This window comes from Acinetobacter sp. UBA3025 (assembly GCF_002367915.1).
Taxonomy (GTDB): domain Bacteria; phylum Pseudomonadota; class Gammaproteobacteria; order Pseudomonadales; family Moraxellaceae; genus Acinetobacter.
Map to the genome: position 1 here is coordinate 1 of NZ_DFDO01000243.1, position 11,079 is coordinate 11,079.

General features: G+C 41.2%; 11 protein-coding genes. 4 read left to right on the forward strand and 7 right to left on the reverse strand.

The window, feature by feature from the left end:
- On the reverse strand, positions 1 to 213 hold a 213-nt coding region (locus tag B4J23_RS10325), incomplete at its 3' end, for a nitroreductase family protein (protein WP_291360465.1).
- A 245-nt stretch (positions 214 to 458) separates the two neighbouring features.
- Between B4J23_RS10325 and hpaI the strand changes: the two genes are divergently transcribed.
- Positions 459 to 1,253, forward strand: coding sequence for a 4-hydroxy-2-oxoheptanedioate aldolase (gene hpaI, locus B4J23_RS10330; RefSeq protein WP_291360467.1), 795 nt, complete (start codon positions 459 to 461; stop codon positions 1,251 to 1,253).
- 651 nt (positions 1,254 to 1,904) lie between these two features.
- Complete coding sequence (locus B4J23_RS10335) at positions 1,905 to 2,123, forward strand: hypothetical protein (RefSeq protein WP_004786100.1); 219 nt, start codon at positions 1,905 to 1,907, stop codon at positions 2,121 to 2,123.
- Positions 2,124 to 2,160: 37 nt separating this feature from the next.
- On the opposite strand, the gene B4J23_RS10340 is transcribed toward B4J23_RS10335, so the two are convergent.
- The gene (locus tag B4J23_RS10340) at positions 2,161 to 2,886 is read right to left on the reverse strand and encodes a UDP-2,3-diacylglucosamine diphosphatase (protein WP_291360470.1); all 726 of its coding nucleotides are present in this window, start codon (positions 2,884 to 2,886) and stop codon (positions 2,161 to 2,163) included.
- A 154-nt stretch (positions 2,887 to 3,040) separates the two neighbouring features.
- Entirely contained in the window at positions 3,041 to 3,550 is a 510-nt protein-coding gene (locus B4J23_RS10345; RefSeq protein ID WP_291360472.1) for a peptidylprolyl isomerase, read from the reverse strand.
- 430 nt (positions 3,551 to 3,980) lie between these two features.
- Between B4J23_RS10345 and B4J23_RS10350 the strand changes: the two genes are divergently transcribed.
- Both B4J23_RS10350 and B4J23_RS10355 read left to right on the forward strand, forming a co-directional pair.
- On the forward strand, positions 3,981 to 5,708 hold the full coding sequence (locus tag B4J23_RS10350; protein ID WP_291360474.1) for a glutamine--tRNA ligase/YqeY domain fusion protein: 1,728 nt from the start codon (positions 3,981 to 3,983) through the stop codon (positions 5,706 to 5,708).
- Positions 5,709 to 5,774: 66 nt separating this feature from the next.
- Complete coding sequence (locus tag B4J23_RS10355) at positions 5,775 to 6,686, forward strand: bestrophin family protein (RefSeq protein WP_291360476.1); 912 nt, start codon at positions 5,775 to 5,777, stop codon at positions 6,684 to 6,686.
- A gap of 117 nt (positions 6,687 to 6,803) precedes the next feature.
- On the opposite strand, the gene B4J23_RS10360 is transcribed toward B4J23_RS10355, so the two are convergent.
- The 4 genes from B4J23_RS10360 to B4J23_RS10375 all read right to left on the reverse strand — a co-directional run.
- A complete protein-coding gene (locus tag B4J23_RS10360) occupies positions 6,804 to 7,367 on the reverse strand; it encodes a lecithin retinol acyltransferase family protein (RefSeq protein WP_125278319.1) in 564 nt (187 codons plus the stop codon).
- Positions 7,368 to 7,749: 382 nt separating this feature from the next.
- Entirely contained in the window at positions 7,750 to 7,974 is a 225-nt protein-coding gene (locus B4J23_RS10365; RefSeq protein ID WP_004786091.1) for a hypothetical protein, read from the reverse strand.
- A gap of 241 nt (positions 7,975 to 8,215) precedes the next feature.
- Complete coding sequence (gene trmA, locus B4J23_RS10370) at positions 8,216 to 9,298, reverse strand: tRNA (uridine(54)-C5)-methyltransferase TrmA (RefSeq protein WP_291360478.1); 1,083 nt, start codon at positions 9,296 to 9,298, stop codon at positions 8,216 to 8,218.
- Between the two features lie 179 nt (positions 9,299 to 9,477).
- Positions 9,478 to 11,079, reverse strand: a 1,602-nt coding sequence (locus B4J23_RS10375; RefSeq protein WP_291360480.1) for an L-glutamate gamma-semialdehyde dehydrogenase, incomplete at its 5' end; no start/stop codon positions are given.

Consider the following 11,079-nt stretch of genomic DNA (forward strand, 5'->3'; position numbering starts at 1 on the left):
ATTGTAGGCATAAGTTCCCACTAGTGCTTTGGCAATACGCTGTTTAGCGGCATCATTGTCGGCAATAAAAAAATGCCTGGGCTGGATATTAATTGAAGATGGCGTCAGGCGTAAGATTTCTAATAAACGTTCAAATTGTTCTGCTGGAACTTTCTTGTTAGGGTCGTAAGCTTTAGTGGTATAACGGGTTTGAGCGATCTTGAGTAAATCCATTGATGGACTCCAATCTTTTGATAAGGCGTTTAGAAATATGCTTTAGGCATCTAGATTTTTCTGATCAAAAGATTATTACAATAAAAACATCATCGGCAAAGTCTATATTTATATAATCTTGAGTGAAATTTTATGAAAAACTAAGAGTTAAATCAGATAAAAAGCAAGCTTTTGTATATTGGCAGTTTCTGGTAACAGGAGTTTAATAAGAACTTCAGGCAATAGCATGCAAGATAGGTGGGCCGATGCAATATACCAATTACTTTAAACGTAAATTAAAGACGCAGCAGCAAATTGGCTTGTGGGTCGGACTTGCTGACGCGTATGGGACAGAAATTGCGGCAAATGCAGGCTATGACTGGCTCTTGATTGATGGCGAGCATGCCCCAAGCGACTTGAGAACAACGCTCTCTCAATTACAGAGTATCGCTGCTTATCCATCTCAAGCTGTAGTACGCCCCCCAATAGGCAGTGTACAACTGATCAAGCAATTACTAGATATAGGCGCACAGACCTTATTGATTCCTATGGTAGAAACTGTGGAGCAGGCCGAATTAATGGTCAAAGCAGTCCGCTATCCACCAGAAGGAATTCGTGGTGTGGGTGCAGCACTGGCACGTGCGACACGCTGGAACAGTATCCCGAATTATTACCAGACTGCTCATGAAAATATCTGTTTGTTAATTCAGATTGAATCGGTGACAGGTTTGGAAAATCTGGATGAAATCCTCAAGATTGAGGGGATTGATGGTGTATTTATTGGGGCGGTAGATCTTTCAGCGACTATGGGTTATCAGGGAAATCCGAACCATCCTGAAGTACAAAAAGCAGTAGTAGACGCCATTCAGCGGATTCGTGCATCTGGTAAGGCTGCTGGGATTTTATCGACTCAGCATGAAGCTACCCAGAAATATCTGGCGCTTGGAAGTGAGTTCGTTGCAGTAGGGGTTGATACCAGTGTTCTGATGAATTCGCTTCGTGAACTTTTGGCGAAATATAAACCTGATGCTGAAGTCATCAAGTCAGAAGGCGGTTATTGATCATAAAAATATCAGAGGGTCGTAAATTGTGGTTTCTCAATATTGATTAATCACACAGAAGATATTTTATAAAAGCTCTGATTTGTCAGCGCTTTTTTTATCTACTTTAGCTATAGTAGTTTATAAAATAAGATGGGTGGGGTTGAAAAATGAAACCAGAAGAAATTGACGTATTTTTTGAGCAGCAAAAACAGATCCATGAGCAAAAAAAGCAACAACGTTATCGTTTAGGGCAACGTATCTTTTAGTCTTTATGCTGATTTATACTTTGGCTACTGGATATCTGGCAATTTTAAACTTCTTGATTCAGGAGATTTGATCTCAAGCTTTAGTATCATGATGTTGATCGGTGTGTTTTATATGTTGAAATACTTCTTTACTGGACATTTAGATATGCGAAAAAGCATCTGAAAAATACTACTCTTGACATATGTCATTACAATGTAATTTTGCTATTTGGTCAAAAAAGAGTTATAAGATAATTACTTTAAAGCGAATACTTTTTTCGCTGGTTTATTTTTAGCTGATTGTGATACACGAAAGACAGGTTTTCCTGTTAAAAAAACTCTAGCAAACCCAGAAATAAGATTTATTTTTAGTCTATAGCTCTCCTTGTTTAATCACAAAAAGCTCATATTATGAGTGAATATTTTGAAAAATTTAAATACATGGTCTATCGCGACCGCCATTAATGGTTGTGAAATTCAAGTCAAAGTTGTTCCAATGCAACGTCAGCAAAATACCATCAATGGTATGATTATGGTCAATGTGGGCAAGATGATTGAACTTGAAAACGGTGAACAATATCCATTTAATCTGGATGGTAAAAGTTTCTATACTGGTTTTAACCAGTTATACCGTTTAAGTTAAATAAAATATAAGAAGCAACTGTTCGCAGTTGCTTTTTTTATGGGTAATACCAGATTTTTAGCTGAATGTTATGAATATCAATATCAGAGCTGCTCAGCTCTAAAATCTCAGCATAATCAGCTTTCCAATCTCCTAAAACAATTCTTTTTTTACCATTTACATCATGGATTGCAGCGCGGTGAGTATGTCCATGAATCAGCGCATCTGCTTCTTTGAGTGCTGCTTCTACCGCAGATGGGTTTACATCCATAACTTCATAGCTTTTCAATTGCTGTGCTTCATGGCTTTTCTTGCGGAAACCATTAGCGAGTCTGGTACGGAAACTTAAAGGCATTTTTCTTAAAAAGCTTAACATCCAGGGATGACGGATGACTTTTCTAAAACGCTGATAGGACACATCATCGGTACAGAGTGCATCACCATGTTCGATCCGATATCGGAGTGAACCTATATTTAAGCTGGTCATTTCAGGTAAAAGCTGTCCGGAAAATTGATCCAGAAAATCTTGGCCTAAGGCAAAGTCACGGTTACCGATGAGAAAATAGATCTGATTGCCGGCTTGATTAAACTGTTTTAAAGCACTGACGATTTCATCCAGCCAGGGAGCAGTGTAGTCATCTCCAATCCAGGCATTGAACCAGTCGCCCAAAATATACAGTTGGGTATTTTTATGCTGATAAGCTGCCAATAAATCTAAAAACCCCCGAACGAGTCGAGGGTGATCAGGTGACAAATGTAAATCTGAGATAAACAGATAGGTCACGAATCTTTTCCTTATTTTTTAATCCCTCCCGACCTCCCTTTCTTGCGCTTCGTTTTAAAAGCAATGTTTTAAAACTTACTCAGGGAGGAGAAAAATCATCTTTAAAAATGGTGGTTCCCTCCTTTATTAAAGGAGGGTTAGGGAGGATTTAAAATTACTCAGAAATGATTTTTGCAGATTCGATCACAACGTTATCTAGAGGAACGTCAGCGTGATAGCCACGGTTGCCAGTACGAACGCCTTTGATTGCATCAACAACGTCCATACCTTCAACCACTTTACCAAATACGGCATAACCCCAACCTTGTGCAGTTTTGCCAGTGTGGTTAAGGAAAGAGTTGTTTTTCACGTTAATGAAGAACTGAGCAGAAGCAGAGTGAGGTGCTTGAGTGCGTGCCATTGCAATGGTACCTACATCGTTGCTTAAACCGTTGTCAGCTTCGTTTTCAATCGCATCACGCGTTGCTTTTTCTTTGAAGTTTTCATCCATGCCGCCGCCTTGGATCATGAAACCATCAATAACGCGGTGGAAAATTACGCCGTCATAAAAACCGTCACGTACATATTGCAAGAAGTTAGCTACTGTTTTAGGTGCTTTTTCAGCATTTAATTCAAGAACAATACGACCTTTATTGGTGTTTAATTCGACTTGAGGAAAACTCATTGTGTAATCTCCTAATCATGGACTAATGCCATGGTTTTTTCTGAATGAAGGAAGCATAAGCAAACTACAATCGACAAGGCAAGCAAAAACATAATTTTCTTTGTTAAAAACATAAAAATCGTATCTTATTTATGCATTGATTTACAAAGTCATTTCTTCGAGATCATTCGTATTCATAAAGCTTGTCTGACCTTAAGAGCATGCACTGATCTGCTGGCTCAGTCAAAAGCGGATATTTTACGATTTGGTAAGCTATTGTATTTTCCAATTTGAAAATGAACGAATTGAAATCAAATACCTAAGTTAACGGTTGAGAGATCATTCACCTATAGTTAAACTAAAGAACCTTTATTTAGTGAATACAGTTAGACCGCGTGAGCTACTGCATATTCATTAATCCCTTTTTAACTTTAGAAGTGAATGATTAATCATGAAGCCAAATGATGTTGTGACGTCTCTGCCCGACAACCCGACCCAAAATAAGAATGCAGTCGATTCAGCGCAGCAGCAGGAACAACAACCAGGCTTAGACTTTGTACGTCAGGTGATTACTGACGATCTAGCGGCTGGCCGTACCCAGCAAGTGGTCACCCGTTTCCCGCCTGAACCAAATGGTTATTTGCATATTGGTCATGTAAAAGCGATCTGCCTGAATTTCGGTATTGCTGAAGAATTTGATGGCCTGTGCAACCTGCGTTTTGATGATACCAACCCGGATGCAGAAGAGCAGGAATATGTGGATGGTATTGCCAATGATGTGAAATGGCTGGGCTTCCAGTGGAATGGTGAACCACGCTATGCATCAAGTTATTTTGACCAGTTATATGCATGGGCAATTCAACTGATTGAACAGGGCGATGCCTATGTGGATCTGCAAACTCCGGAAGAGATCAAGCTGAACCGCGGTAACTTCGTAGAGCCAGGTAAAAACTCGCCACAACGCGATGCGACTGTGGAAGAAAACCTTGAGCGTTTCGAGAAAATGCGCATTGGTGAATATGCTGAAGGCGAAGCGGTATTGCGTGCCAAGATTGATATGAATTCTCCAAATGTGCATATGCGTGATCCAATCCTGTATCGTATTCTGCATACTGCGCATCACCAGACTGGCGATAAATGGAAAATTTATCCAATGTACGACTATGCGCATCCATTATCAGATGCGATTGAAGGCATTACGCATTCACTTTGTACACTGGAATTCCAGGATCACCGTCCATTCTACGACTGGGTGGTGGAAAAAGTTAAATCGCCATCAGTTCCACGTCAATACGAATCTAGCCGTCTGAATGTTGATTACACCATCACGTCTAAACGTAAGCTGCGCAAGCTGGTTGAAGGCGGTTATGTTAACGGGTGGGATGATCCACGTATGCCGACTGTTGTCGGTATGCGCCGTCGTGGTTTCACGCCTGAAGGTCTGCGTGATTTCTGTAAGCGTGTAGGAGTATCTAAAGTCGATGGTAGTATCGTTGATGTAGCAATGCTTGAATATTGCATCCGTCAATCTTTAGAAAATACTGCAGCTCGCGGTATGGCAGTATTGAATCCACTGAAAGTGACTTTAACCAATTTGCCAGCGGATATGGATCTGACTCATTCACGTCATCCAAACGTAGATATGGGCGAACGTATTATTCCGCTCACTTCAGAAATCTATATCGACCATAAAGACTTTGAAGAAGAGCCACCTAAAGGCTTCAAACGCCTAATTCCGGGCGGTGAAGTGCGTCTTCGTCATGCTTATGTCATCAAATGTGATGAAGTGATTAAAGATGCGAACGGTGAAGTGGTTGAATTGAAATGCTCAATCGATCCTGAAACTTTAGGTAAAAATCCTGAAGGCCGTAAAGTAAAAGGTGTAGTTCACTGGGTATCTGCAACCAAAGGTATTCCTGCCGAAGTTCGCATTTACGATCGTCTGTTCACTGAATCTGATCCAGAAACTGGGGATGACTTCCTGGCGAATCTGAACCCTGAATCATTAAAAGTGGTTCAAGCAGTTATTGAGCCTGCGCTGGCTGAGGCAAAACCGGAAGATCGTTTCCAGTTTGAACGTGAAGGCTATTTCGTAGCGGATCAATATGATCATACAAGCGACAAACCAGTATTCAATCGTATTCTGGATTTGAAAGACAGCTTTAAACCTGGCAAATAATTTAAGCTAAATCCCTAAAAAGCCCAACTCCGGTTGGGCTTTTTCAATCGTGGCAGGAAAGAATGAATGATTGTTCGTGATAAAAGTAATAGCTTTAGTCTATTGTTCGCATGGCATGGCACAATTTTGCCTAAAGTTCTGCCTGCCTTGGGGCTGGTAATTTTTCTTTCAGGCTTGCTGGTCTATCTGCGTCAGGCGCATTTCTTTAGTTTTCCCGCAGTGCCGGCCATAGGCTTTACCATCTTCGGGGTGATTCTGTCGATTTTTCTCAGCTTTCGTAACACCGCCTGTTATGACCGTTGGTGGGAAGGGCGCAAGCTGTGGGGAGCGCTGATTGCTACCACACGTCATTTATGTCGTGATACTTACGTCCTTGATGATCAATCACGTGAAATCTTGCTGTATCGTATGATGCTGTTTACTCACTTATTACGTGACCGTTTAAGACAGCAACAGCAAAGTATTCAGCATTACCAGGCGCACACTGGTTTTGATGCTGCTGCATTTGAACAATTGTCCACGCATATCAATGCATCACAATGGGTACTGGAACAGATCCAGAAAGATTTGGTTTTGCTCTATAAACAGGGCAAAATCACAGACATTATTTATAACAATTTGAATCAGCATACAGTGGCTTTGGGTGATATACAGGCGGGTTGTGACCGGATCCTGTCGACGCCGTTACCCTTTTCCTATTCGGTGCTGTTGCATCGCGCTGTTTATTCTTTCTGTTTTATCCTGCCATTTAGTCTGGAAGCCAGTCTTGGTTTATGGACGCCGATTCTAGTTGGCCTGATTGCTTATATGCTGTTAGGACTAGATGAACTGAGTGCGGAACTGGAAGAGCCTTTTGGATTTCAGGATAATGATCTGCCTTTAGACTCTATTGTGAGACTGATCGAACGTGAAACCTTGAGTTCTTTAGGACAAGAATTACCTGAAGCGATTAAAGCTCAAAAAGCTTATTTAACTTAGGTTTAAACTGATTTTATTGAAAAGCTAATCATTAAATAAATTAAATGAAAATCATCTTATTTTCAAATTATTTTTGAGTGGCTGACTTAAAAATTTTAAAAGCAAGAAACTATGACCCTAGCGATGTTTTAAATGATTACCAAGATCTGGGCTATTGTTTTTGACCTGCTCATGTAGCTCACGATATTGCTCTAAACGTTGTTTGGCCTTGTCACGAAGCTTTTTCTTAATATAGAGGGCTAGAGCGAAACAGGTGGTCGTCAAGGTCAGGAAAAGGCTATTCATAAAGCTCATCATGGAGCTGATATAACCGATCGTCGTCAGGCGATTCATCATCTGAATAACTTGCGGGCTGCTTTCTACGCCAGTGATTGCCCAGGTACAGAGATGTTCACAATTATTAATAATCAGGTGATAGTTATTTTCATGCATTCTGGAACGCATACGACGAACCACTTTACGGCCTTTGTATTTTGCTGAAGCATAGTACTGGATCTGAATCGGTTTACCGTTACTGAATTTCTCAATTGAGGTGATTTCAATTGGATGCTTCTTAAATAAATGTGCAAAACCGGAGTAGTGGATGACACGACCACGCCCGGCATAAATCCCGTGATGAGTATAACCGAAATGTTTAACCATAAGATGTGCACCTATGGGAAACCGTTTAGTTCGCTGCATGTAAAGATTAAGCCATTTAATAACAAGTGTATTTTAAACACCAAGTGTACTGTTTTTTTGTGAATTAATCGATGTTTTAGGGCTCAATTCTATCCAGAATTCGTTGTCTAGACAGTCATCTTTAAATTTTTCGAACTTTATAAATGCTGTATGTGAACTGATTGAGGCAGATCTTAAACTATAATGTCTAAATAGCCTAAGCAAATATGAAAAGTCATTTATCTGCATATTTGAAAAGAAATAAAGATATAGACACTTAGGTTTAGATAGAAGGAGTAGGTTCCACCTGATTAAAAGCAAAGAAGGGTAGGCAAAAATCCAAATGATAGATATAAAAAAAGCATTTGCGTATGCAAATGCTTTTTATCAAGACCTAAGCTGCTTATTGCAGCGGCAGGTGCTGAAGTTCATTGAGTTCTTTACGGCTATAACCGCGAGAAGCTAGAACTTTTTTGATTCCGATAATGATATCTTCATCAGTTGCTTTAGACAGTGCTTCAAGGAGCTGTTCATTTGTCTTGCAAGAGCAATCATTTTCAACACAAGCAATCTGGTTCTTGTGTTCATTTTGTTGTTCATCTGAAAACAACTTCTGCCAGAAACTCATAGAGCCTTCATACACAACCTAACATAGGGTGAAATATATCCAATTTAATAAATAAAGCAATAGGGCCTATGTGATAAAAGCAGCAGTCAGTATTTCAAATTTTCGATTGCAGAAGACATTTTGAACGATATTATTTGATTGAAACAAGATAATTCATGCATAAGTTACTAATTTTATGTATAAAAATGGAGCTAACAAAAGCTCCATTTATGTAACAAAAAAATAAATTGAAACAATATTTTTAGCGTTTTTCCAGCAGTACGCCTGACTCTACATGGTGGGTATAAGGGAACTGGTCGAACAGGGCAAACTTGGTAATTTTATGGGTTTGGGACAATTGTTTCAGATTGTCGTGTAATGTGTCCGGATTGCAAGAAATGTAGATGATTCGTTCAAAGCGCTGTAGCAGTTTCAGTGTTTCATCATCGATCCCTGCACGTGGGGGATCGACGAATACCGTATCGAAGTCATAAGTTGACAGGTCAATATTGGCTTCTTGCAGACGGCGGAAAGTACGTTCACCATTAAAAGCTTGTGTAAATTCTTCAGCAGATAGACGTGCTACCTGAATATTGTCGATACCGTTCTGCTCGATATTCCATTCAGCCGCATACACAGATGACTTGGCCAATTCAGTTGCCAATGCACGACGGAAACGGGTAGACAATGGCAGGGTAAAGTTACCATTGCCACAGTAAAGCTCTAACAGGTCTTTATCAGACTGCTGCGCGGCATTACATGCCCATTCCAGCATTTTCTGGCAGACTTGTGCATTCGGCTGGGTGAAGCTACTTTCGATCTGTTTGTACTGATATTTGCGGTCAAATACACTGAGTTCTTCTACGACAAACTCATCGCTCAAGACAAATTTCTGGCCACGGCTACGACCAATCAGCTTGATCTTTAATTTTTCAGCTAGTGCTTTAGCTGCAGGTTCCCAACTTTCATCCAGCTTGCGGTGATAGATCAAGGAAACCAGTACTTCACCTTTTAGTGTTGCCAGGAAATGCACTTCAAATAGGCGGTGGCCCAGAGTGGCATCAGCTTTGAAGGCTTCTAGCAATTGCGGCATTAAGTCATTAATACTGCGGTCAGCCACAGGGAATTCATCAATACGGATCACTTTCTTGTTATTGTTCTCGTCACGCTCAAACATGGCATAGAACAGGTCATCTTCAGTATGCCAGATCCGGAATTCAGCACGCATGCGATAGTACTGTTCAGGCGACTCAAATACTTCAAGGGCAGGTGGTTGATATTCGGCAAATTGCGCGCTAATGCGTTCAACTTTGGCATCCAGTTGTTGCTGATAAGATGAGGTCATATGCAGTAAAAAATCGCAAATATTTTGAAAGCCAAGATGGTAGCAAAAATTTGCTGTTCTGCCTAAGACTATTCAGGGAAACAAGCTGGAAAAGCAGTTAAAAAAAGGCCAAATCTTCAAAGGGGAGAGATTTGGCCATAAGAGGAAAGGGATTAAAATAATCTCAGTACTAAAGCTGTTTATAGGCCTGACATGGTCATGAGACTAGCATTACCACCTGCAGCTGCGGTATTGATACTGATTGCATGTTCAATCACGAAACGCTCCACTGGAATCTCATAATTTCCAGAGCTTAAATGCGTGATACCTACAATAGCTCCTTGTCGTCTTGCAATACGTTGCTGCAAATCCATCAATGCAGAGGTCTCGCCATGATGCAGTACAGCCTCAAAATCACCTGATTCAATATCCTTGATGACTTTAATGGCTTTCACCACACTCGCGGGCATACTTTGCAGATACTTGAGTATAAAAGTATTGTCTGCCAGTACAGCTGGGCGGCTACCCACCGATAAAATTGCCAAGATTTGCTGAATCTGATCTACATCATTGTCTGCTAGAGAGAGCACACTCTCACGCGGCAAGATCATGTACTGGTTTTCTTCACCTGTTGGACCTTGCAGGCTAAAGCTGTGCCCAGTTGTGATTTTAGCTGGAGTGGTTAAGGAAATACTTGGGAAAGTTTTATATACCCAGGCTTTAAATTCCTGTAGCAATGGATTTTCAAGCGTTGTCTGAGCAGAATTCATCGCATAAGGTTGAGCTAACTTTTTCTCGGATACCTGATGCATTAGACGGTAAATATAAAGTGGACCACCGGCTTTTGGACCAGTGCCGGATAGACCTTCACCACCAAAGGGCTGTACCCCAACGACTGCACCGACAATATTACGGTTAATATACAGGTTGCCGACATGTGCTTTCGAGATCACAGTCTGCATGGTTTCATCGATCCGGGTATGTAGTCCCATAGTCAGGCCATAACCCTTACTGTTGATCTGATCTAGCAACTGTGGCAGTTGGCCAGCTTTATAGCTAATCAAATGTAACACCGGACCAAAAACTTCACGTTCCAGATCATTCAGGTTTGGCAGTTCAATTAAAGTAGGCGGAATGAAGGTGCCTTGAGCCAGTTCAGAAGCATCCTGATTAAACATCAATTGATGGACTTTATGGTCTTTGCTGCGCATCTGATCAATATGCTTCTGAATGTTCTGCTGGGCTTCGGCATCAATGACCGGACCAATATCAGTTTTGAGCAGAACTGGATTGCCAACACGCAACTGCTGCATGGCACCTTTTAACATATGGCGTACAGTGTCCAGATTATCTTCCTGTACACACAATACACGCAGGGCGGAACAACGCTGACCAGCACTATCATAAGCAGAGTTGACCACATCCAGCACTACCTGTTCGGTCAATGCAGATGAATCCACAATCATGGCATTCTGGCCACCAGTTTCGGCAATCAGGGTTACACTTTCACCAAACTGGTTTAACCGTTTGGCTACAGTTCTTTGCAGAATTTTTGCTACTTCGGTAGAACCGGTAAACATGATGCCTTGAATGCGGGAGTCTTGGCTCAGCTGGGCACCAATGGTTTCACCACGGCCGGGCAACAGTTGCAATACATCTTGTGGAATGCCAGCTTCCCAGAGAATTTGTACAGCTTGGGCAGCAATTAGCGGGGTCTGCTCAGCCGGTTTGGCAATCACAGTATTGCCCGCTACTAATGCCGCAGAAATCTGGCCGGTGAAAATCGCCAGCGGGAAGTTCCA

Bases quoted from the DNA above. Each gene is read 5' to 3' on its own strand.
- hpaI (WP_291360467.1), top strand. From the start codon at position 459: ATGCAATATACCAATTACTTTAAACGTAAATTAAAGACGCAGCAGCAA.
- B4J23_RS10345 (WP_291360472.1), bottom strand. From the start codon at position 3,550: ATGAGTTTTCCTCAAGTCGAATTAAACACCAATAAAGGTCGTATTGTT.
- B4J23_RS10350 (WP_291360474.1), top strand. From the start codon at position 3,981: ATGAAGCCAAATGATGTTGTGACGTCTCTGCCCGACAACCCGACCCAA.
- B4J23_RS10355 (WP_291360476.1), top strand. From the start codon at position 5,775: ATGATTGTTCGTGATAAAAGTAATAGCTTTAGTCTATTGTTCGCATGG.
- B4J23_RS10360 (WP_125278319.1), bottom strand. From the start codon at position 7,367: ATGCAGCGAACTAAACGGTTTCCCATAGGTGCACATCTTATGGTTAAA.
- B4J23_RS10365 (WP_004786091.1), bottom strand. From the start codon at position 7,974: ATGAGTTTCTGGCAGAAGTTGTTTTCAGATGAACAACAAAATGAACAC.
- trmA (WP_291360478.1), bottom strand. From the start codon at position 9,298: ATGACCTCATCTTATCAGCAACAACTGGATGCCAAAGTTGAACGCATT.